The organism is Pseudomonas sp. Root562 (genome assembly GCF_001427125.1).
Lineage (GTDB): Bacteria > Pseudomonadota > Gammaproteobacteria > Pseudomonadales > Pseudomonadaceae > Aquipseudomonas.
The window spans coordinates 471,794-492,992 of the sequence record NZ_LMGK01000001.1; the positions used below are offsets into that span (position 1 = coordinate 471,794).

Genomic DNA, 21,199 nt, shown 5'->3' on the forward strand with positions numbered 1-21,199 from the left:
ATTCACTCCTTGCTAGATAGACTGGATAAGGCAGGAACCTGGAAAACGTGTCGCAAATAAGCGACGAAATTCGGGTCTTTACAGTGAGTCTTGCCTGGCTCGTCGGAGATCTTCGCCACCGGCTGGCCGTTGCAGGCGGTCATTTTAAGCACGATGCTCATCGGTTCGACACCCGGAATGTCACAGGTCAGGTTGGTGCCGATGCCGAAGCTCACATTGATCCGACCACGTAGCGCCCGGAATATCTCCAGGGACTTGGGCAGTGTCAGACTGTCGGAGAAGGTCAGCGTCTTGCTCATGGGGTCGATGCCGAGCTTGTGATAGTGGGCGATGGCCTTTTCTGCCCACAGCACCGGGTCGCCCGAATCGTGGCGCAACCCGTCGAACAGTTTGGCGAAGAACAGATCGAAATCGCCGAGGAAGGCATCCATGGTGATGCAGTCGGTCAGCGCGATGCCCAACAGGCCCCGGTATTCGCGGACCCAGCAATCAAGGGCGGCAATCTGGCTGTCGATCAGCCGTGGGCCGAGTTGCTGGTGAGCCATGATCCATTCGTGGGCCATGGTACCCAGCGGTTTCATGTCCAGTTCCCGCGACAGGTGCACGTTGCTGGTGCCGACGAAACGGCCGGGAAAGTCGTGCTTGAGTACATTCACCACTTCTTCCTGCACGCGGTACGAGAAGCGTCGACGCGTGCCGAAATCGGCGACCTGCAGCTCCGACAGTTCGTCGCTGTCGGCGTTGGCCGTCAGCCAGTCGAACTTGCGATACAGCTGCTCGCGTGCCTGTTCGAGAACGATTTCACGGTATCGGTAGCGATTGCGTACTTCGCTGACGATCGCCAGCAAAGGTACTTCGAACAAAATCACATGCAGCCACGGGCCGCGCAGGCGGATGAACAGTTCGCCATTTTCGATGCCGGTGTGGATGTAGCGCAGGTTGAACCGAAACAGCCCGAGAAAGCGCAGGAAGTCTGGCTTCAGGAAGCTGATGCGCTCCAGGAAGCTCAGCTGATCGGCGCTCAGGCTCAATTCCGACAAACGCTCGACCTGGTAGCGAATCTCCGCCAGATACGGGCGTAGGTCCTCGCTGTTACGGCAACGAAACTCCCATTCGACTTCGACGTTCGGGTAGTTGTGCAGCACCGCCTGCATCATCGTCAGTTTGTAGAAGTCGGTGTCGAGCAGGTTCTGCACGATGCGATCGGCAAACACGCTCTCGCTCATAACGGGAATCTCCAGCATTGAATAGAGCTAGTGGCGCATAACGGTGGTGGGGATTGCCAGCAATTTTTTAAACCGCAGCGGATCCCGGCAGTTATGGGCTTTTGTGGCGAGGGGGCTTGCCCCCGTCCGGCTGCGCAGCAGTCGCAATAGCTTCGGCTTCGAAGTTGCAAGTTTTGGGGTTGCTGCGTAACCCAGCGGGGGCAAGCCCCCTCGCCACAGGGAAGTGCAAGACGTTAAAGCTGCGCTGCATCCGGGCTATCAACCTGCTCCAGCATCCACTTCACGAAATCCCGCACCTTGGGCACTTCCGCCGAGTGTTCCGGATACGCCAGGTAATAGGCGTCGGTGCTGGGCATTGCATGCTGCCATGGAATGACCAGCTTGCCGTCTGCCAGTTCCTCTTCCACCAGAAAGCGCGGCAGCAATGCGACGCCACAGCCGACTTGAGCGGCGCGGATGCACATATAAAAGGTTTCGAAGCGCGGGCCGTGGTAGCTGTGTTCGGTGTGGTAGCCCTGACTGTCGAACCAGTCATGCCACGCCTGAGGCCTGGAGGCGTTTTGCAGCAGGACCAGGTCGGTGAGTTGCGTCGGGTCGGTAAACGGTACCTCCGGCAGGCTGCCGGGAGCACACACAGGCACCAACTCTTCGCTGAACAGCTTCAGGCATTCGGTACCGGGGCGTGACCCCTGGCCGAAGTAGAACGCCAGATCGCTGCGACCCTGCAGCAAGTCGTCGGCTTCCTGTTCGTTGCACAGGTCCAGATGGATCGACGGATGACGCAGCCGCCAGCCTTTGAGGCGTGGGACCAGCCAGCGCGCGCCGAAGGTCGACGGTGTCGAGACGCGCAGGACTTCGGTTTCGCCGCCGTAGGAACGCAAGTAATGCGTCGACATCTCGACCTGCGTGAGGATTTTCCGTACTTCCACCAGATACAGATCGCCCGCCGGGGTCATTTGCAGGCGTCGACGCACCCGGCGAAACAACAGGTGCTGCAATAGCTCTTCCAGTTGTGCCACCTGCTTGCTGACGGCGCTCTGGGTCAGGTTCAATTCTTCGGCAGCCCGGGTAAAGCTCAAATGCCGGGTCACGGCTTCGAAACACTGCAGGGCAGCGATCGATGGCAAATAGCGTTTGTTCAGCATGGGCGGTCCTTTTGTTCTTGTTTCTTTATTGCCAGCAATGCACAGCATGAATAAACGGAATGATATCTCTCTTAATGGTCGTTTGTTGAGTAACCTGCGTGGCGCTAAAACTACAGGTCTGATCAGTCGTGTTGCTGCGACTGCACCCGTTCCGTTTTTTGCTTGAGGAGTGACCCATGGTTGCCGCATTGCTTGATCGTCTTGGTGTAAACCCGGCCCTGTACCAGAACGGCAAAGTGCCTGTGCATTCGCCCATCGACGGCAGTCGCATCGCCGCCGTGAACTGGGAAGGCGCCGCTGAAGTCGAGCAGCACATCAGTCGCGCAGATCATGCGTTCGAGCTGTGGCGCAAGGTGCCGGCGCCGCGCCGTGGCGAGCTGGTGCGTCAACTGGGCGACATCCTGCGTGAGTACAAGGCCGATCTCGGCGAGCTGGTGTCGTGGGAAGCGGGCAAGATCACTCAGGAAGGTCTGGGTGAGGTTCAGGAGATGATCGACATCTGCGATTTCGCCGTCGGTCTGTCCCGTCAGTTGTACGGCTTGACCATCGCTTCCGAGCGTCCTGGCCACCACATGCGCGAAACCTGGCATCCGCTGGGCGTGGTTGGCGTGATCAGTGCGTTCAACTTCCCGGTCGCGGTCTGGGCCTGGAACGCCACGCTGGCGCTGGTCTGCGGTAACCCGGTGATCTGGAAACCGTCGGAGAAAACCCCGCTGACCGCCCTGGCCTGCCAGGCGCTGTTCGATCGCGTGCTGAAGAACTTCAGCGACGCACCGCCGCACCTGAGCCAGGTCATCATCGGCGGTCGCGATGCCGGCGAAGCCTTGGTTGATGATCCGCGTGTCGCGCTGGTCAGCGCCACCGGCAGCACCCGCATGGGGCGCGAAGTTGCGCCGAAAATCGCCGCACGCTTCGCCCGCAGTATTCTCGAACTGGGTGGCAACAACGCGATGATCCTGGGCCCAAGCGCCGACCTGGACATGGCCGTTCGTGCGATTCTGTTCAGCGCCGTCGGCACCGCCGGCCAGCGTTGCACCACCTTGCGTCGCCTGATTGCCCATGAGTCAGTCAAAGAAGAAATCGTCACTCGCCTGAAAGCCGCTTACTCCAAAGTGCGCATCGGCCATCCGCTGGAAGGCAACCTGATCGGCCCGCTGATCGACAAGCAAAGCTTCGAGAACATGCAGGACGCGCTGGAGCAGGCCTTGAGCGAAGGCGGCAAGGTGTTCGGCGGCAAGCGTCAACTGCAAGACAAGTTCCCGAATGCCTACTACGTATCGCCAGCCATCGTCGAAATGCCGGAGCAGAGTGATGTGGTCTGCCACGAAACCTTCGCACCAATTCTGTACGTGGTCGGCTACAGCGACTTCAACGAAGCCTTGCGTCTGAACAATGCCGTGCCGCAAGGCCTGTCCTCGTGCATCTTCACCACCGATGTGCGTGAAGCCGAGCAGTTCATGTCGGCGGTAGGCAGTGACTGCGGCATTGCCAACGTCAACATCGGCCCGAGCGGTGCGGAAATCGGCGGCGCGTTCGGTGGCGAGAAAGAAACCGGCGGCGGCCGTGAGTCGGGCTCCGATGCATGGCGCGGCTACATGCGTCGTCAAACCAACACCGTGAACTACTCGCTGGAGTTGCCGTTGGCCCAGGGCATCACGTTCGATTAAATACAACTTTTGAACCCATGAAGATCACTGTGGGAGCGGGCTTGCCCGCGATGGCAATCGGTCAGTCACCTGGATGTTGAAGGTGCTGACGCTATCGCGGGCAAGCCCGCTCCCACAGGTAAATGGTGTGTTAGTTAGGTTTCTGTTGGAGTCTGGCAATGCCGTTACGCGAAGAGTGTCTGTGGGAAAAACTGACGCCGCAAAGGCCCGACAACGCGGCGCTCAAGGGGGAAGTGAAGGTCGATGTCTGCGTCATCGGCGCCGGGTTTACCGGTTTGTCGGCGGCGGTGCATCTGCTGGAACAGGGCAAAACCGTTTGCGTGCTGGAAGCCCATCGCGCCGGGCATGGCGGCTCGGGGCGCAACGTCGGGCTGGTCAATGCGGGCATGTGGATTCCCCCGGACGAGATTGAAGCCGGGTTTGGCACTGAGGTCGGCAGCCAGCTCAACCGCATGCTCGGTGCGGCCCCGTCCCTGGTGTTCAGCCTTGTGGATAAATACAACATCGATTGCCAGTTGCGCCGCGAAGGCACGCTGCACATGGCGCACAACGCCCGCGGCGAAGCCGACTTGCGCAGTCGTGAAGAACAATGGAAACGCCGAGGTGCACCGGTGGAACTGCTCACCGGTCGAGCGTGCGAACAAGCCACCGGCACCAAAAAAATTGCCGCCGCGCTGCTTGATCGGCGTGCCGGCACGCTTAACCCGATGGCCTATACCACGGGGCTGGCCAAGGCGGCCATCAGTCTGGGCGGTCAGTTGTTCGATCATTCACCCGTCAGCCGACTCGAACGTCAGGGGCAGCGCTGGTCGGTGCAGACTGCACAGGGTTCGGTGCTGGCCGAGCAAGTGGTGATCGCCTCCAATGCCTATACCGAAGGCGACTGGACTGAGTTGCGGCGTAACTTTTTCCCCGGTTACTACTATCAGGTGGCTTCGGTGCCGCTGACCGAAGACGCCGCTCGGCAAATCTTGCCCGGTGGCCAGGGTTCCTGGGACACCCGGCAAGTGCTCAGCAGCATTCGTCGTGACAAGGACGGTCGCCTGCTGCTGGGCAGTCTGGGCAATGGCAATCAGAAGCCGACCTGGTTCCTCAAAGCCTGGGCCGACCGGGTGCAGCAGCATTATTTTCCTTACCTCAAACCGGTCGAATGGGAATGCACCTGGACCGGTTGCATCGCTTTTACTCCCGATCATCTGATGCGCCTGTTCGAACCGGCGCCCGGTTTAGTGGCAGTCACCGGTTACAACGGTCGTGGCGTGACTACCGGAACGGTGGTGGGCAAAGCATTTGCCGATTACCTGTGTAACGGAAATCCTCAAGCGCTGCCGATTCCCTTCGCGCCCATGCAGCCATTGGCCGGGGTGGGGTTGCGCAGTTGCCTGTACGAGGCGGGTTTTTCGCTGTATCACGCGGGCCAGTGCCTGCGGATCGTGATCTGAATGTGGATTTTTGCAGGGCAAAGCGGCGCTTTTTCGATCTGCAGCTAGCCTGTAGTGGTGCGGGTTGTAGCAGTCCCGCACCAGCAGTGTGCACTTCGGTGACGCACGTTGTTACAGGCTGGTTGCACGTCGTTTAAAGCCGCGGTTGCAATGATGGCGCAGGCGGGTTGCGCCTCAAATAAAAAATGGTTTTACCTTCCGCGGTTTAGACGGTTGCACGCCCAATGAAAATGGGCTCGAAACAGTCGAAAAAACAATAAGGCAACGACTTTTTTCAGAATAAAAAACCGATGGCACGGCCCTTGCTCTGAGCATTCAGTGAAGTTGTAGTGCCAATTAAAAAAACCAAGGAGCATCACCTCATGTCCCAGACGTTTTACAAGAAAGGCTTTCTGGCCCTCGCAGTGGCAACTGCGCTGGGTGTTTCTGCGTTTGCTCAGGCTGACATCAAGATCGGCGTAGCGGGACCAATGACCGGTGCCAACGCGGCATTTGGCGAACAGTACATGAAGGGTGCACAGGCGGCGGCCGATGCGGTCAACGCGGCGGGCGGGGTTAACGGGGAAAAAATCGTACTGGTCAAGGGCGATGACGCCTGCGAACCGAAACAGGCTGTGACGGTCGCCAAAGACCTGACCAACCAGAAAGTGGCCGGCGTCGTCGGTCACTTCTGCTCCTCGTCGACCATCCCGGCCTCCGAGATCTACGACGAAGCGGGCATCATCGCCATTACTCCAGGCTCCACCAACCCACAGGTTACCGAACGCGGCCTGAGCGCCATGTTCCGTATGTGCGGTCGTGACGACCAGCAGGGCATCGTGGCCGGCGATTACATCGTCGACGTGCTCAAGGGCAAGAAAGTCGTCGTGCTGCACGACAAGGACACCTACGGCCAAGGCCTGGCTGACGCCACCAAGGCTCAACTGGTCAAGCGCGGCGTAACGCCTGTGCTGTACGAAGGCCTGACCCGTGGCGAGAAAGACTTCAGCACCATCGTGACCAAGATCCGTGGCGCTGGCGCTGACGTTGTCTACTTCGGTGGTCTGCACCCGGAAGCCGGCCCTCTGGTTCGTCAACTGCGTGAACAAGGCCTCAAAGACGTCAAGTTCATGTCCGACGACGGCATCGTGACCGACGAACTGGTGACCACCGCTGGCGGTCCGCAATTCGTTGACGGCGTGCTGATGACCTTCGGTGCCGACCCACGCCTGCTGCCAGACAGCAAGACCGTGGTAGACGCCTTCCGCAAGGCCGGTACCGAGCCTGAAGGCTACACCCTGTACGCCTACGCTTCGGTGCAAACCCTGGCTGCAGCCTTCAACGGCGCCAAGTCCAACAATGGCGAAAAAGCCGCTGAGTGGCTGAAGAAGAACCCGGTCAAGACCGTCATGGGCGAGAAGACCTGGGACAGCAAGGGCGACCTGAAAGTCTCCGACTACGTTGTTTACCAGTGGGACAAGGACGGCAAATATCACCAACTGGAAAAACAGAAGTAAGGGCTGATTCGATCACCTGAACCCCACAGATCCCTTGTGGGAGCGGGCTTGCCCGCGATGGGCGGACTTGCAAGAGACATTTTTGTCGAATGTTCAACCGCCATCGCTGGCAAGCCAGCTCCCACAGGGACCGTGGTGGTCTGCCTGATCGTGAATGACATTGCTCCGACGTATATCTGTATTTTCCTTAGAGGAACCGCACAGCCACATGTGCAGGTTCTCATTGCGTGAGATTGCGTTATGGATGGTATTTTCCTGCAGCAACTGGTCAACGGCCTGACCCTCGGGTCGGTCTATGGCCTGATCGCCATCGGCTACACAATGGTCTATGGCATCATCGGCATGATCAACTTCGCCCATGGCGAGGTTTACATGATTTCCGCTTACCTGGCGGCAATCAGTCTGGCTCTGCTGGCTTACTTCGGTATCGAATCCTTTCCGCTGCTGATGCTTGGCACGTTGATCTTCACCATCGTCGTCACGGCGGTGTATGGCTGGGTCATCGAGCGTGTCGCCTACAAACCCCTGCGTAATTCCACCCGACTGGCACCACTGATCAGCGCCATCGGTATTTCGCTGATCCTGCAAAACTACGCCCAGATCGCCCAGGGCGCCAAGCAACAAGGCGTTCCCACGTTGCTCACAGGGGCCTGGCGTGTCGAGGTCGGTAGCGGTTTCGTGCAGTTGACCTACACCAAGGTGTTCATTCTGGTTGCCGCGTTTGTCGGCATGGCTGCGCTGACCTACATCATCAAGTACACCAAGCTCGGCCGCATGTGCCGTGCAACCCAGCAAGACCGCAAGATGGCTTCGATCCTCGGGATCAACACCGACCGGGTGATTTCCTACGTATTCATCATCGGTGCAGCGATGGCGGCCCTGGCCGGCGTGCTGATCACCATGAACTACGGCACTTTCGACTTCTATGCCGGCTTCATCATCGGGATCAAGGCGTTCACCGCTGCGGTGCTCGGCGGGATTGGCTCGCTGCCTGGCGCCATGCTCGGCGGGATCATCCTGGGGATTTCCGAGTCGCTGTTTTCCGGCCTGGTGAACTCGGACTACAAAGACGTATTCAGCTTCTCGCTGCTGGTTCTCGTTCTGGTCTTTCGGCCCCAAGGCCTGCTCGGCCGTCCTCTTGTGTCGAAGGTGTAAGCGATGTCTTCAACCACTAAAAAAACCATTGATATCAAAAAAAGTCTGGTTGACGCGATTCTTGCCGGCCTCATTGCCCTGATCGTGTTCGGGCCGATTGTCGGCGTTGTGCTCGATGGCTACGGCTTCAACATGGAAACCACCCGGGTGGCATGGATCGTCGCCATTGTCATGGCCGGTCGTTTCGCCCTGAGCTTGTTCCTGCAAACCCCCAAGGGCTTGAGAATCCTTGAAGGTTTTGAAACAACCGGCTCCGGCGTCCATGTATTGGCGCCTGACTACAAATCGCGGTTGCGCTGGATCATTCCGCTGGTAATCGTCATCGCCGTGGTATTCCCGTTTTTCTCCAACTCCTACCTGCTGGGCGTGGTCATCCTCGGGCTGATCTACGTGCTGCTGGGCCTGGGGCTGAACATCGTGGTCGGCCTGGCCGGCTTGCTCGACCTCGGTTATGTGGCGTTCTACGCCATCGGCGCCTATGGTCTGGCACTCGGTTATCAATACCTCGGGCTGGGCTTCTGGACGGTGCTGCCGCTGGCGGCGATCACGGCGGGGCTGGCCGGTTGCATCCTCGGTTTCCCGGTGCTGCGTCTGCACGGTGACTATCTGGCAATCGTGACCCTGGGCTTCGGTGAAATCATCCGTCTGGTCCTCAATAACTGGCTGTCGCTGACTGGCGGTCCGAATGGCATGCCGGCACCACTGCCGACTTTCTTCGGCCTGGAATTCGGCAAGCGGGCGAAGGACGGTGGTGTACCGTTCCATGAGTTCTTCGGCATCGCCTATAACCCGGACGTGAAGTACTACTTCATCTACGCGGTGTTGTTCCTCGTGGTACTGGCTGTGCTGTACATCAAGCATCGCCTGGTGAAGATGCCGGTCGGTCGTGCCTGGGAAGCGCTGCGCGAAGACGAGATCGCCTGCCGCTCCATGGGCCTGAACCACGTTTTGGTCAAGCTCTCGGCGTTCACCATCGGTGCATCGACGGCAGGTCTGGCGGGCGTGTTTTTTGCCACTTATCAGGGCTTCGTCAACCCGACCTCGTTCACGTTCTTCGAATCGGCCCTGATCCTCGCCATCGTGGTACTGGGTGGCATGGGCTCGACCATTGGTGTGGTGATTGCTGCCTTCGTGCTGACTGTCGCCCCGGAACTGCTGCGTGGCTTCGCCGAGTACCGCGTGCTGTTGTTCGGCATCCTGATGGTGTTGATGATGATCTGGCGACCGCGTGGCCTGATTCGGATCAGCCGCACCGGTGTGACCCCGCGTAAAGGAGTAGCGCCATGAGCGAAGTCGTACTCAGTGTCGAAAAGCTGATGATGCACTTCGGCGGCATCAAGGCGTTGAACGATGTCAGCCTGCAGGTCAAACGCAATTCGATCTTCGCCCTGATCGGTCCCAATGGCGCCGGCAAGACCACGGTGTTCAACTGCCTGACCGGGTTCTACAAGGCTTCCGGCGGCAAGATCGAACTCAATGTGCGTGGCGAAAGGACCAACGTCATCCAGTTGCTCGGCGAATCGTTCAAACCGACCGATTTCGTCTCGCCTAAAAACTTCATCACCCGGCTGCGCTACAAGATGTTTGGCGGCACCCACCTGGTGAACCGTGCCGGGCTGGCGCGGACTTTCCAGAACATTCGCCTGTTCAAGGAAATGTCGGTGCTGGAAAACCTGCTGGTGGCCCAGCACATGTGGGTCAACCGCAGCATGCTGGCTGGCATTCTCAACACCAAGGGTTACCGCAAAGCTGAAAGCGATGCGCTGGACCACGCGTTCTACTGGCTGGAAGTGGTGGACCTGGTGGACTGCGCCAACCGCCTGGCCGGTGAACTGTCCTACGGCCAGCAACGCCGTCTGGAAATCGCCCGGGCCATGTGTACCCGTCCGCAGATCATCTGCCTCGACGAACCGGCCGCTGGCCTCAACCCTCAGGAAACCGAAGCGCTGAGCGCGATGATCCGGCTGCTGCGCGACGAGCACGATCTGACCGTGGTGCTGATCGAACACGACATGGGCATGGTTATGAGTATTTCCGACCACATCGTGGTGCTGGACCACGGCATCGTGATCGCCGAGGGCGGTCCCGACGACATCCGCAACGATCCGAAAGTGATTGCCGCCTACCTGGGCGCCGACGAAGAGGAAGTGGTATGACCCAACCCATCCTCGAACTCAAGGAACTGGACGTGTTTTACGGGCCGATCCAGGCCCTGAAGAAAGTCTCGCTGCATATCAACGAAGGGGAAACCGTCAGCCTAATCGGCTCCAACGGCGCGGGCAAGTCGACCCTGCTGATGTCGATCTTCGGTCAGCCGCGCGCGGCGGACGGGCAGATCCTCTACCAAGGCGTGAACATTACCCACAAGTCGTCGCACTACATCGCCTCCAACGGCATTGCACAGTCGCCGGAAGGGCGGCGGGTGTTCCCCGACATGACCGTCGAGGAAAACCTGCTGATGGGCACCATTCCGATTGGTGACAAGTACGCCAAGGAGGACATGCAACGCATGTTCAAGTTGTTTCCGCGACTTGAAGAACGGCGAACCCAGCGCGCAATGACCATGTCTGGTGGTGAACAGCAAATGCTCGCCATCGCCCGTGCGCTGATGAGTCGGCCGAAATTGCTGTTGCTCGATGAGCCCAGCCTCGGCCTGGCACCCATTGTGGTGAAGCAGATTTTCGCCACCCTGCGGGAACTGGCGCAAACCGGCATGACCATCTTCCTGGTCGAGCAGAACGCCAACCATGCCCTGCGCTTGTCCGACCGCGCCTATGTGATGGTCAACGGCGAAATCCGCATGACCGGCACTGGCAAGGAGTTGCTGGTCAACGAGGATGTGCGTAACGCCTATCTTGGCGGGCACTGAGTCGGCTTCGTTATGCACAGCCCCGGCGCGCAATCGCCGGGGCTTTTTTATATCTCGCAAACACCACGGCTCCCTGTAGGAGTGAGCCTGCAAGCGATGACGATGTGTGAGTCATATCCATCCAGGGCGTACCGACGCTATCGCGAGCAGGCTCACTCCCACAGGGGCAGCGGGGCATTCTTTTGAAATTGTGGAAAACAAATTCCCCGAGCTCCCAAACCGCGACATAAAGCCGCTGCAAATAGTTGTTTTGTCACGGTTTTGACTTGTCCCCGATTACTGTGGAGCTGGCTGTGAATAACGTGGGAGTAGCTGGCTGAAGCCCTTTGAAACCGTGGCGTGCAGAGGTGTGGTTGTTTTTTGATCAGTGGTTTTTACTTGGCTGAAAGAGCACTTTGTCAACCTTTTTGTTGGCAGTGAAAATCAGCGAATCGGGTGTGCACAAGCCTGTGGATAAGTCTGTGACTAAACTCTGGAAAGACTCGGCTGAAGGCCGTGGTTGCTGGCTTGGCGCCATCGTTGATTTGACCTGTCAGTCATGAAAATGGCCATGGGCTACACAGCAGGTGCTTGAGGGTCAAGCAAAAAAGTTTCAAAACCCCGCGCTAAGCCTTGTGGATAGCGGCTTGCAGCTTTTCCACTTGCCCCCAAAGACTGTGGACCGGCCTGTGGATAACGTGCGGGCACATGGCTGCAAGCCACGGAGGGTAAGGCGTTGCGCGATTAGATCATTTTTTGAACAGGCTCGCGGTGGTTGCCCGTGTGAGCAAGGCCGGGCATGCTGCCCGTTGATTGTCTATTCCCATGGCTGACCGACAGCCGAAGCAAGGAGAACACGATGTCCAACACCCTGTTTATTACCGGCGCGACTTCCGGTTTTGGTGAAGCCTGTGCCCGTCGTTTTGCCGAGGCGGGCTGGAAACTGGTGCTGACCGGTCGTCGTGAAGAACGCCTCAATGCGCTGTGCGCCGAGTTGTCGAAGCAGACTGAAGTGCATGGCCTGGTGCTTGATGTACGGGATCGCCAGGCGATGGAACAAGCCATTGCCAACCTGCCGCCGTCCTTCGCCAAACTGCGCGGGCTGATCAACAACGCCGGCCTGGCGCTGGGCGTCGATCCGGCTCCCAAGTGCGATCTCGACGATTGGGACACGATGGTCGACACCAACGTCAAAGGTTTGATGTACAGCACCCGACTGCTGTTGCCGCGCCTGATCGCCCACGGTCGTGGTGCCGGCATCGTCAACCTGGGTTCCGTCGCCGGCAACTATCCGTATCCGGGCAGCCACGTGTACGGCGCAACCAAGGCCTTCGTTAAACAGTTCTCCCTGAACCTGCGCTGCGATTTGCAGGGCACAGGCGTGCGGGTCAGCAACATCGAGCCGGGCCTGTGCGAGAGCGAGTTTTCTCTGGTGCGTTTTGCCGGTGATCAGGAACGGTATAACGCGACCTACGCCGGTGCCGAGCCGATCCAGCCGCAAGACATTGCCGACACCATTTTCTGGGTCCTCAATGCTCCGGCGCACATCAACATCAACAGCCTGGAACTGATGCCGGTCAGCCAGGCATGGGCCGGTTTTGCGATTGATCGCAGTGGTGGCAAGGCTTAAGAGCGTGTGACGGCCAATCGCGGGCTTGCCCGCGATTGCGACCAAACATCAGCGAAGATAATCGGCAAGCCCGCGATAACAGGTTGCCAGGTGATAAGGCGTGGTCGACGGCATGTCCCGACGGCTGACTTCGCCGTGTTCGTCGCGGCATTCGTGCCAGCCACCGGCATGCAGAAAATGCTGTTGCAGCGCCTGCAATTGGCGCAACACCGTGGCTTCGCTGTGCGGTCGCAGTGTCAATGCCCGCAGGTATTCAGCCTGAGCCCAGATACGCTGGGTTGCATCTCGCGAGCCGCCGTCAGGTCCGAGGTCGAGCATGGCGCGTATCGCGCCGCAGGATTGATCCACGCCCAGTTGCTCGGTAAAGGCAAAGGCGCGTTCCAGTGAGGCATGCAGTTTCGATCCGCGCAGCAGCACTGAAGACTCCAGCAAGAAATACCATTCGAACTGATGCCCCGGCTCGAACCAGTTATCCACAGTTCCCAGCGGTTTCTCCATCAATACGCCGTGTTGCGGGTCGACGAAGCGTTTCTGCATGGCTGTGCATAACTCGATGAGCGCGCGCTGCACGGCAATGTCTTCGCGCACCGACAACGTAGCGAGGAAGGCTTCGGCCAAGTGCATCAACGGGTTTTGCAGGGGGCCGCTGCCGAGCGACGACCAGTCTCTATCGAGGCTGGCTTCGTACAGGCCGTCGCCTGTGGAAAAGCGCCGGGCGATGACTTCCAGCGCGGCGTTGAGTACAGATTCCACCAACGGTTCGCGGACCTTGTCCCAATAATGGGCACAGGCGAACAGGATGAAGGCGTGGGTGTAGAGGTCTTTGCGCTGATCCAGCGGTGCACCCTGCGGATCGATGCTGTAGAACCAGCCGCCGTGCTCGGCGTCGTGAAAGTGTCGTTGCAAGGAACGAAACAGCGCCGCCGCGCGCTCTTCGGCGGCCGGTACCTGGCCGATCAGGCTGGCAAACAGATACAACTGGCGTGCACAGGCCATGGCCCGGTAGCGTTGTGCAGGCAACGGATGATGCGCGGCGTCCAGTGCTTCATACGGCAACGCCATGTCGGCATTCCAGCCGGGACCTTGCCAAAGTGGCACGATCACACCTTCAAAGTGCTGTTGCACCGAGGCGAACAGGGCGGTCAATTCAGGGTGGGAGGCAGAGCGGGGAACATGCGGCATTGGCTGGCGTCGTCACGGCAGGTTTGGTTGCGCGACATGGTAGCAGGCCTGAGAGATGTGGTGTCTTTCCGACCGCCATCGCTGGCAAGCCAGCTTGTATGCTGGGACTTCGATCGTTCCCACGCTCTGCGTGGGAATGCCTCAACGGACGCTCGGCGTTCGGCCTTTTGGGACGCGGAGCGTCCCGGGGTGCATTCCCACGCAGAGCGTGGGAACGATCAACACAGGACCTGTAGGAGCATGGCTTGCCCGCGATGAGGCTGACAAACGCCAGAAATTCAGCCCGCCAACAACCAGACCCCAGTCGCCGCCGAAGCTGCACCCGCCAGTCGCACCAACGGTGCAGCAGCCTGCGGCAATACCCGCACCAGCGCATAACCCGCCGCATGCAAGGCAGCGGTTGCCGCAACGAACCCGGCGGCATACGCCCACGGGCTGGACATGTCCGGCAGTTCCAGGCCATGGGCCACGCCATGGAACAAGGCAAACAATGCCGTGGCAACTATCGCCAGGCTCAACGGTGGACGCACCGCCAGCGCTACTGCCAGGCCCAGCGTCAGGACCGACGCGGCAATCCCGCTTTCCAGTGCCGGCAGGTTCAGCCCTTCAAAACCCAGCAGGCCACCGATCAGCATGGTCGCGACGAAAGTGCAGGGCAGCGCCCAGCGCGCCGCGCCTTTTTGTTGTGCCGCCCAAAGGCCGACCGCGAGCATTGCCAGCAAGTGATCGAGGCCGCCGATCGGGTGACTGATACCGGCGATCAAGCCATTGTCGCCGTGCCCCGGGTGGGCAAAAGCGAGGGCAGGGGTCAGCAACAGGGCCGCGGCGGCCAAAATGCGTTTGAGTGTCATGGAAGCTTCCTTGTGAATAAATCTTGATCAGGCGGCGGTCAGCAAGCCTTGGCGCTCAATGAAGGCAATGATGTCTTCCAGGCCCTGGCCGGTTTTCTGGTTGCTGAAGACAAACGGTTTGCCGTTGCGCATGCGTGTGGTGTCGCTGTCCATCAGGGTCAGCGATGCGCCCACCAGGGGCGCCAGGTCGATCTTGTTGATCACCAGCAGATCGGATTTGCAGATGCCCGGCCCGCCTTTGCGTGGCAGCTTGTCGCCTGCGGAAACGTCGATCACGTAGATGGTCAGGTCCGACAGTTCCGGGCTGAAAGTGGCCGATAGATTGTCGCCACCGGACTCCACGAGAATCAGGTCCAGCCCTGGAAAACGGCGGTTGAGTTGATCCACGGCTTCGAGATTGATCGAGGCGTCTTCGCGAATGGCCGTGTGTGGGCAACCGCCAGTCTCCACGCCAATGATGCGTTCCGGTGCCAGTGCTTCATTGCGCACCAGAAAATCAGCGTCTTCGCGGGTATAGATGTCATTGGTCACGACGGCCAGGTTGTAACGGTCGCGCAGGGCCAGGCACAGGGCCAGGGTCAGGGCGGTTTTGCCGGAACCGACCGGGCCGCCAATGCCTACGCGCAGAGGTTGAGTGTTCATGTAGTTCTCCAAAGTAACAGGCCCTAGGAACGGAACAGACGGCTGTACTGCCGCTCATGGGCCATACAGGCCAGGGACAGGCCAAACGCGGCGCTGCCATAGTGTTCGGGGTTGATCTGGCTGGCGCTCTGCTGGGCTTGTTGCAGCAGCGGCAGCAGTTCGCTGGTCAGGCGCTGGGCGGCTTGCTGGCCCAGCGGCAGGGTTTTCATCAGCACCGCCAATTGATTCTCAAGCCAGCTCCAGAGCCAGGCGGCCAGCGCATCCTGCGGGCTGATCCGCCAGGCGCGGGCGGCCAGCGCCCAGCCCAGGGCCAGGTGCGGCTCGGGGCGTTGCTGCAGAAAGGCGCGGGCCGCTGCATCGAGCTCCGGCAGGCCGGTGAGCAGTTGTTGCAGGGAGTAACCCATCTGCCGGCTTTCCTGATGCAGTTCGCGGGTTTCCCGGCTGGCGCGGTGTTCTTCACAACGTTGCAGCAATTCGCTCCAGTTTTCCTCGGCGGCGGCAACGCAATGGGCGAGCAACAGCGGCGCCTCGAAACGGGCGAGATTGAGCAGCAGTTGATCGCTTATCCAGCGCCGCGCGCTGTCCGGGTCATGGACACGGCCGTTCTCCACTGCCATTTCCAGACCTTGGGAATAGCTGTAGCCGCCGATCGGCAATTGCGGACTGGCCAGGCGCAGCAATGCCCAGGCGGGGTTCACAGGCGTACGCCGAACTGATGGAGCTTGGGCGGGTAATTGAAATCTTCATCGCCGTGGCGCGAATGGTGATGGCCACCGCCGTAGGCACCGTGTTCCGGCTGGAACGGGGCTTCGATGTTTTCGGCATGGGCGCCCAGTTGTTCGAGCATGGCCTTGAGCACGTAATCGTCGAGCAGGCGCAGCCAACCGTCACCGACTTGCAGGGCAACGTGGCGATTGCCCAGGTGATAGGCAGCGCGGGTCAGTTCGAAGGCATTGGCGCAGGTCACGTGCAGCAGTTGTTCGGGGCGGGCACAGACACGAACGATGCGCCCGTCTTCGGCGTGGAGACATTCGCCGTCGTACAGCGGCGATTGCCCGCGCTCCAGAAACAAGCCGACGTCTTCACCCTCGGCACTGAAACAGCGCAGGCGGCTTTTGCTCCGGGCTTCGAACGTCAGGTGCAACTCGGCGGCCCAAATGGGTTGAGGGTCGATTCTGCGATGAATCACCAGCATCGGAAAGCTTCCAGCAATTGACAGTAGCGAGGTCAGAGCAAGGGCCTTGCCAATCAGAGGATGTGTAGGAAATGACTGTCGGAAACGTGGGATTGATTCGGATGTGTCGAATACTATGCATCGTCTTGGGGCGTGGCACGGCAGTGCGGCACCGTTTTGTGGCGAAAACAAAGCCTGTCCGTCTATCGTTCACAAAATAGAACGCTAAGGACAATTTTCACTGTCTACCGCGCAAAACGTCATGGTTTTAATCTTCTCCCATCAACGCGAAACACAACCCACTACTGAAAGCGAAACCTTAGGAGCTACAGCCATGACCAAATTCAAATACAACCGCCTGAACAAAGACGACGCTGCTGTACTGCTGGTCGACCACCAGGCAGGCCTGCTGTCGCTGGTCCGCGACATCGAGCCGGATGCGTTCAAGAACAACGTGCTGGCCCTGGCTGACCTGGCCAAGTTCTTCAACCTGCCAACCATCCTCACCACCAGTTTCGAGCAAGGCCCCAATGGCCCGCTGGTGCCTGAGCTGAAAGCGCTGTTCCCGGATGCTCCGTACATTGCCCGCCCTGGTCAGATCAACGCCTGGGACAACGAAGATTTCGTCAAGGCCGTGAAGGCCACCGGCAAGAAACAGCTGATCATCGCCGGTGTCGTGACCGAAGTCTGCGTAGCGTTCCCGGCCCTGGCTGCGCTGGAAGAAGAGTTCGACGTGTTTGTGGTCACCGACGCCTCCGGTACGTTCAACCAGATGACCCGCGATGCCGCGCATGACCGCATGAGCCAGGCCGGTGCACAACTGATGACCTGGTTCGGCGTGGCCTGCGAGCTGCACCGCGACTGGCGCAACGATATCGAAGGCCTGGCCGCGCTGTGCTCCAACCACATCCCGGACTACCGCAACCTGATGACCAGCTACAACGCCTTCAATAGCGCCAAGTAATCCGCTGCCGCCCGGGACACCGACTATCGTTGTCCCGGGCGGTGTGCTGTCGCGTCGCACATCCATCCAATTCCTGACGAGCATTGCCCGGCATGCTTCGCAGTCGTGCCCACCGCTGCCGCATCCAGATGGAGAACATCATGCCCCAAGACTCCAACGACAAGAGCCGCCGCCAGTTCCTGGCCAACAGCACCATTCTCGGTGCTGCCGGAGCGCTCTGGTCCGCCCTGCCATTTTCCAGCTCGGGTTCCGCCTACGCGTCCAGTCAGGCAGGCTCGATGACCGCCGACCTCATCCTGTTCAACGGCAAACTGCACACGGTGGACCGTGAGAAGCCGATGGCAACGGCGGTCGCCATCAAGGACGGCCGCTTCATTGCCGTCGGTACGGATGGCGAGGCCATGGCCCACAAAAGCTCGGCCACGCAAATCATCGACCTCAAGGGGCGTACGGTCATCCCGGGTCTGAACGACTCCCACCTGCACCTGATTCGCGGCGGCCTCAACTACAATCTGGAGCTGCGTTGGGAAGGCGTGCCCTCGGTGGCCGACGCCCTGCGCCTGCTCAAGGATCAGGCCGCCCGTACACCGACGCCGCAGTGGGTGCGCGTGGTGGGTGGCTGGAACGAATTCCAGTTCGCCGAAAAACGCATGCCGACCCTGGAAGAAATCAATCAGGCTGCGCCCGATACCCCGGTGTTCCTGCTGCACCTTTACGACCGCGCACTGCTCAATCGCGCTGCGCTCAAGGCCGTGGGCTACACTAAGGACACGCCGAACCCGCCCGGTGGCGAGATCCAGCGCAACAAGTTCGGCGAACCGACCGGCCTGCTGATCGCGCGCCCCAACGCGATGATCCTCTACGCCACCCTGGCCAAGGGGCCGAAGCTGCCGTTGGAATACCAGGTCAATTCGACCCGCCAGTTCATGCGCGAACTCAACCGCCTCGGCCTGACCAGCGCCATTGACGCCGGCGGTGGCTACCAGAACTATCCGGACGACTACCAGGTCATCCAGGAACTGGCCGACAGGGGCCAGTTGACCGTACGCATCGCCTACAACCTGTTCACCCAGAAGCCCAAGGAAGAACTCGCCGACTTCAAGAACTGGAGCGCGAAGGTCAAGCCGGGCGACGGCACTGATTTTTTGCGTCACAACGGCGCCGGCGAAATGCTGGTGTTCTCCGCAGCCGACTTCGAAGACTTCCTGGAGCCGCGTCCCGATCTGCCGCAAACCATGGAGCAGGAACTGGAGCCGGTGGTGCGCCATCTGGTTGAGCAGCGCTGGCCGTTCCGCCTGCATGCCACCTACAACGAATCGATTTCGCGCATGCTCGATGTGTTCGAGAAGGTCAACCGCGACATTCCGTTCAATGGCCTGCCGTGGTTTTTCGACCACGCCGAAACCATCAGCTCGCAGAACATCGAGCGGGTGCGCGCGCTGGGCGGTGGTATCGCGATCCAGGACCGCATGGCCTTCCAGGGCGAGTACTTTGTCGATCGCTACGGCGCCAAGGCTGCCGAGAAAACCCCACCGATCCAGCGCATGCTCGCCGAAGGCATCCCGGTAGGCGCCGGCACCGATGCCACCCGAGTGTCGAGCTACAACCCGTGGACGTCGCTGTACTGGCTGGTCAGCGGCAAGACCGTTGGCGGCATGGCGCTTTATCCGGAAGGCCTGAGTCGCGAAACCGCGCTGCAACTGTTCACCCACGGCAGCGCCTGGTTCTCCAGCGAGCAGGGCAAGAAAGGCCAGATCAAGGTCGGTCAGATGGCGGACCTGGCGGCCTTGTCGCTGGATTTTTTCAGTGTCGACGAAGAAGCGATCAAGGGCATCGAGTCGGTGTTGACCATCGTCGACGGCAAGGTGGTGTACGGCGCTGGCGAATTCGACAAGCTGGGACCTGCGCAGGTGCCGGTACTGCCCGAGTGGTCGCCGGTGGCCAAAGTGCCAGGGCACTGGCGCGCGGGTACGCCGTCGCTTGCATTGGCGGCGCATCAGTGTGTAGGGCCTTGCGGGGTGCATGCTCACAGCCATGAACGGGCCCGACACTCGAGTGTGCCGGTCAACGACTACCAGGGTTTTTGGGGAGCGTTGGGTTGTTCCTGCTTTGCGTTCTGATGGTAACGGGGACCGCTAAGGGTCCCCTTTTTTCACGTCGATTGGCTGATAGGCCGGGGGCACGCCGCAGAGGGTTTTACGCCATGTCGCTGACGCTGAATTCCTCGGCCAGATGGTCGATCAGCGAGCGCACCGACGGCAGCAGCCCGCGTCGCGACGGGAAGATCGCATGCACAATGCCGCAACGCGGATGCCAGCCCGGCAACAATTCCACCAGCCGGCCTTCGGCCAGGTCCTCACGCACTGCCACCCGTGGCAAGTGAGCAATACCCACGCCGGCCACCACAAAGTGACGCAGGGCGAACAGGTCGTCGGTGACCATGCGCGGCGTGTGGGGGATGACAATGCTGTGGCTCATGTCCTCGCCCTGGATCAGCTCCCATTGATATTCACGCTGCACACTGCCCCAATGCACGCTCGGCAATTGGCTGAGCACCTTTGGGTCGAAACCTGGCGGCAGTTGTTCAAGGTACCTCGGGTGGCCGACCAGGCACTGGGTGCTGTTGCCCAGCACTTTCATCACCATGTCGGTGTTTTCCAGTGGCGGAAAGCGCACGCGCAGGGCGACGTCGATGCCTTCATGCAGCAGATCGACGCGACGGTTGGTGCTCTCGATGAACAGTTCCACCTGCGGATACTTGAGCATGAAGCGCGACAGCATCGGCCCGACCCAGAAGTTCAGCAGGGTGGTCGGGCAACTGATGCGCACCAGCCCGCGGGGTTCGCTGCGGTTGCGTTCGATGATCTCGGCGGCACCTTCGGCTTCCACGCGCATGGCCAGGCAGCGCTGGTAATAGGCCTGGCCGACCTCGGTCAGCGAGCAGTGGCGGCTGGTGCGGTGCAACAGGCGTACACCAAGGCGCTCCTCAAGGTCGGCAATGCGCCGGCTGAGCTTGGATTTGGGCATGTCCAGCGCCCGCCCGGCCGGGGCGAAGCCACCGTGCTCGACCACTTGGGTGAAGTAGTAGAGGGAGTTGAGGTCTTCCAATGATCGTTCTCCGATGGGCAGCAGGTTTACTCCGTGCTGCCGAGCCCTTGCCAGTGCTTGAGGCCGATAAAGATGAAGCGCAGCTGCTGGGTGATCTTCGCCTGGGGCGTCAAGTGTTCAGGCAGCGCCTCGGCCGGCGGGTCGATGATGTCGGGCAATGTGGCAAACACGCTTTTGACGATCAGGTCGGCCATGACGCTCAACCCGGCGATGTCCAGGTGTTGCAGCTTGGGCATCAGCGACAGGTCGGCGGCCAGGTCGGAGCTGATGTCTTCGCGCAAGCGGCCGATGGCCTGGCGCACCGGCAACGAGCCGCCATATTGTTCGCGGGCGAGAAACAGGAACTGCGAACGATTGGCTGACACCACATCGAGAAAGATCCGCACCGACGCATCGATGATGCCGCCCATGACGAATTCGTTGTGCCGTACCAGGCGAATGGTTTCGCGGAAAGTCTGGCCAACCTCGCTGACCAGCACCAGGCCCAGTTCGTCCATGTCGGCGAAATGCCGGTAGAAACCGGTGGGCACGATCCCGGCGGTTTTCGCCACTTCACGCAGGCTCAGGCTGCCGAATCCTCGGCCGCCTTCCATCAAATGGCGAGCAGCGTCCATCAGGGCGTTGCGGGTTTGTTGTTTCTGTTCGGCGCGGGGCAGCATCGCAAGGGTG

19 protein-coding genes are annotated in these 21,199 nt (G+C 60.1%); 10 read left to right on the forward strand and 9 right to left on the reverse strand.

What is annotated here, in order from left to right; translation table 11 throughout:
• Positions 1–2: 2 nt before the first annotated feature.
• Both pncB and ASD60_RS02125 read right to left on the reverse strand, forming a co-directional pair.
• Positions 3–1,226 carry a nicotinate phosphoribosyltransferase gene (gene pncB / locus ASD60_RS02120; RefSeq protein WP_056852393.1) on the reverse strand — a complete coding sequence of 408 codons (1,224 nt, stop codon included), beginning with the start codon at positions 1,224–1,226 and terminating at the stop codon, positions 3–5.
• Between the two features lie 233 nt (positions 1,227–1,459).
• Positions 1,460–2,371 carry a LysR family transcriptional regulator gene (locus ASD60_RS02125; protein ID WP_056852394.1) on the reverse strand — a complete coding sequence of 304 codons (912 nt, stop codon included), beginning with the start codon at positions 2,369–2,371 and terminating at the stop codon, positions 1,460–1,462.
• Between the two features lie 176 nt (positions 2,372–2,547).
• On the opposite strand from ASD60_RS02125, the gene amaB reads away from it, so the two are divergent.
• The 8 genes from amaB to ASD60_RS02165 all read left to right on the forward strand — a co-directional run bounded on the left by amaB (position 2,548) and on the right by ASD60_RS02165 (position 12,609).
• Complete coding sequence (gene amaB, locus ASD60_RS02130) at positions 2,548–4,038, forward strand: L-piperidine-6-carboxylate dehydrogenase (RefSeq protein ID WP_056852395.1); 1,491 nt, start codon at positions 2,548–2,550, stop codon at positions 4,036–4,038.
• Positions 4,039–4,196: 158 nt separating this feature from the next.
• Entirely contained in the window at positions 4,197–5,480 is a 1,284-nt protein-coding gene (gene amaA / locus ASD60_RS02135) for an L-pipecolate oxidase (RefSeq protein WP_056852396.1), read from the forward strand.
• A gap of 362 nt (positions 5,481–5,842) precedes the next feature.
• A complete protein-coding gene (locus tag ASD60_RS02140; RefSeq protein WP_056852397.1) occupies positions 5,843–6,976 on the forward strand; it encodes an ABC transporter substrate-binding protein in 1,134 nt (377 codons plus the stop codon).
• Positions 6,977–7,216: 240 nt separating this feature from the next.
• Positions 7,217–8,131 carry an ABC transporter permease subunit gene (locus tag ASD60_RS02145; protein ID WP_056852398.1) on the forward strand — a complete coding sequence of 305 codons (915 nt, stop codon included), beginning with the start codon at positions 7,217–7,219 and terminating at the stop codon, positions 8,129–8,131.
• 3 nt (positions 8,132–8,134) lie between these two features.
• Entirely contained in the window at positions 8,135–9,418 is a 1,284-nt protein-coding gene (gene livM, locus ASD60_RS02150) for a high-affinity branched-chain amino acid ABC transporter permease LivM (protein WP_056852399.1), read from the forward strand.
• Positions 9,415–10,287, forward strand: a complete 873-nt coding sequence (locus ASD60_RS02155) for an ABC transporter ATP-binding protein (RefSeq protein ID WP_056852400.1) — start codon at positions 9,415–9,417, stop codon at positions 10,285–10,287. Before livM ends, ASD60_RS02155 begins: the two co-directional genes overlap by 4 nt.
• On the forward strand, positions 10,284–11,000 hold the full coding sequence (locus ASD60_RS02160) for an ABC transporter ATP-binding protein (RefSeq protein WP_056852401.1): 717 nt from the start codon (positions 10,284–10,286) through the stop codon (positions 10,998–11,000). Before ASD60_RS02155 ends, ASD60_RS02160 begins: the two co-directional genes overlap by 4 nt.
• A gap of 838 nt (positions 11,001–11,838) precedes the next feature.
• Positions 11,839–12,609, forward strand: coding sequence for an SDR family oxidoreductase (locus ASD60_RS02165; protein ID WP_056852402.1), 771 nt, complete (start codon positions 11,839–11,841; stop codon positions 12,607–12,609).
• A gap of 48 nt (positions 12,610–12,657) precedes the next feature.
• On the opposite strand, the gene ASD60_RS02170 is transcribed toward ASD60_RS02165, so the two are convergent.
• The 5 genes from ASD60_RS02170 to ureE all read right to left on the reverse strand — a co-directional run bounded on the left by ASD60_RS02170 (position 12,658) and on the right by ureE (position 16,479).
• Positions 12,658–13,791, reverse strand: a complete 1,134-nt coding sequence (locus tag ASD60_RS02170) for an AGE family epimerase/isomerase (RefSeq protein ID WP_056852403.1) — start codon at positions 13,789–13,791, stop codon at positions 12,658–12,660.
• A 278-nt stretch (positions 13,792–14,069) separates the two neighbouring features.
• On the reverse strand, positions 14,070–14,642 hold the full coding sequence (locus ASD60_RS02175; protein ID WP_056852404.1) for a HupE/UreJ family protein: 573 nt from the start codon (positions 14,640–14,642) through the stop codon (positions 14,070–14,072).
• A gap of 27 nt (positions 14,643–14,669) precedes the next feature.
• Complete coding sequence (gene ureG, locus ASD60_RS02180) at positions 14,670–15,284, reverse strand: urease accessory protein UreG (protein WP_056852405.1); 615 nt, start codon at positions 15,282–15,284, stop codon at positions 14,670–14,672.
• A 23-nt stretch (positions 15,285–15,307) separates the two neighbouring features.
• Positions 15,308–15,982, reverse strand: a complete 675-nt coding sequence (locus ASD60_RS02185; RefSeq protein ID WP_056852406.1) for an urease accessory protein UreF — start codon at positions 15,980–15,982, stop codon at positions 15,308–15,310.
• A complete protein-coding gene (gene ureE, locus ASD60_RS02190; RefSeq protein WP_056852407.1) occupies positions 15,979–16,479 on the reverse strand; it encodes an urease accessory protein UreE in 501 nt (166 codons plus the stop codon). The genes ASD60_RS02185 and ureE overlap by 4 nt, the downstream gene beginning before the upstream one ends.
• Positions 16,480–16,792: 313 nt before the next feature.
• On the opposite strand from ureE, the gene ycaC reads away from it, so the two are divergent.
• Together ycaC and ASD60_RS02200 are read left to right on the forward strand one after the other, a co-directional pair.
• Positions 16,793–17,422 carry an isochorismate family cysteine hydrolase YcaC gene (gene ycaC / locus ASD60_RS02195; RefSeq protein ID WP_056852408.1) on the forward strand — a complete coding sequence of 210 codons (630 nt, stop codon included), beginning with the start codon at positions 16,793–16,795 and terminating at the stop codon, positions 17,420–17,422.
• Between the two features lie 140 nt (positions 17,423–17,562).
• Positions 17,563–19,542, forward strand: coding sequence for an amidohydrolase (locus ASD60_RS02200; protein WP_056852409.1), 1,980 nt, complete (start codon positions 17,563–17,565; stop codon positions 19,540–19,542).
• Between the two features lie 76 nt (positions 19,543–19,618).
• Here ASD60_RS02200 and ASD60_RS02205 read toward each other — a convergent pair whose 3' ends face one another.
• Positions 19,619–20,530, reverse strand: a complete 912-nt coding sequence (locus ASD60_RS02205; protein ID WP_056852410.1) for a LysR substrate-binding domain-containing protein — start codon at positions 20,528–20,530, stop codon at positions 19,619–19,621.
• Between the two features lie 26 nt (positions 20,531–20,556).
• Complete coding sequence (locus ASD60_RS02210; RefSeq protein ID WP_056852411.1) at positions 20,557–21,189, reverse strand: TetR family transcriptional regulator; 633 nt, start codon at positions 21,187–21,189, stop codon at positions 20,557–20,559.
• Between the last annotated feature and the right edge of the window lie 10 nt (positions 21,190–21,199).

Coding starts and splice junctions, on each gene's coding strand:
- pncB (WP_056852393.1), bottom strand. CDS start 1,226: ATGAGCGAGAGCGTGTTTGCCGATCGCATCGTGCAGAACCTGCTCGAC.
- ASD60_RS02125 (WP_056852394.1), bottom strand. CDS start 2,371: ATGCTGAACAAACGCTATTTGCCATCGATCGCTGCCCTGCAGTGTTTC.
- amaB (WP_056852395.1), top strand. CDS start 2,548: ATGGTTGCCGCATTGCTTGATCGTCTTGGTGTAAACCCGGCCCTGTAC.
- amaA (WP_056852396.1), top strand. CDS start 4,197: ATGCCGTTACGCGAAGAGTGTCTGTGGGAAAAACTGACGCCGCAAAGG.
- ASD60_RS02140 (WP_056852397.1), top strand. CDS start 5,843: ATGTCCCAGACGTTTTACAAGAAAGGCTTTCTGGCCCTCGCAGTGGCA.
- ASD60_RS02145 (WP_056852398.1), top strand. CDS start 7,217: ATGGATGGTATTTTCCTGCAGCAACTGGTCAACGGCCTGACCCTCGGG.
- livM (WP_056852399.1), top strand. CDS start 8,135: ATGTCTTCAACCACTAAAAAAACCATTGATATCAAAAAAAGTCTGGTT.
- ASD60_RS02155 (WP_056852400.1), top strand. CDS start 9,415: ATGAGCGAAGTCGTACTCAGTGTCGAAAAGCTGATGATGCACTTCGGC.
- ASD60_RS02160 (WP_056852401.1), top strand. CDS start 10,284: ATGACCCAACCCATCCTCGAACTCAAGGAACTGGACGTGTTTTACGGG.
- ASD60_RS02165 (WP_056852402.1), top strand. CDS start 11,839: ATGTCCAACACCCTGTTTATTACCGGCGCGACTTCCGGTTTTGGTGAA.
- ASD60_RS02170 (WP_056852403.1), bottom strand. CDS start 13,791: ATGCCGCATGTTCCCCGCTCTGCCTCCCACCCTGAATTGACCGCCCTG.
- ASD60_RS02175 (WP_056852404.1), bottom strand. CDS start 14,642: ATGACACTCAAACGCATTTTGGCCGCCGCGGCCCTGTTGCTGACCCCT.
- ureG (WP_056852405.1), bottom strand. CDS start 15,284: ATGAACACTCAACCTCTGCGCGTAGGCATTGGCGGCCCGGTCGGTTCC.
- ureE (WP_056852407.1), bottom strand. CDS start 16,479: ATGCTGGTGATTCATCGCAGAATCGACCCTCAACCCATTTGGGCCGCC.
- ycaC (WP_056852408.1), top strand. CDS start 16,793: ATGACCAAATTCAAATACAACCGCCTGAACAAAGACGACGCTGCTGTA.
- ASD60_RS02200 (WP_056852409.1), top strand. CDS start 17,563: ATGCCCCAAGACTCCAACGACAAGAGCCGCCGCCAGTTCCTGGCCAAC.
- ASD60_RS02210 (WP_056852411.1), bottom strand. CDS start 21,189: ATGCTGCCCCGCGCCGAACAGAAACAACAAACCCGCAACGCCCTGATG.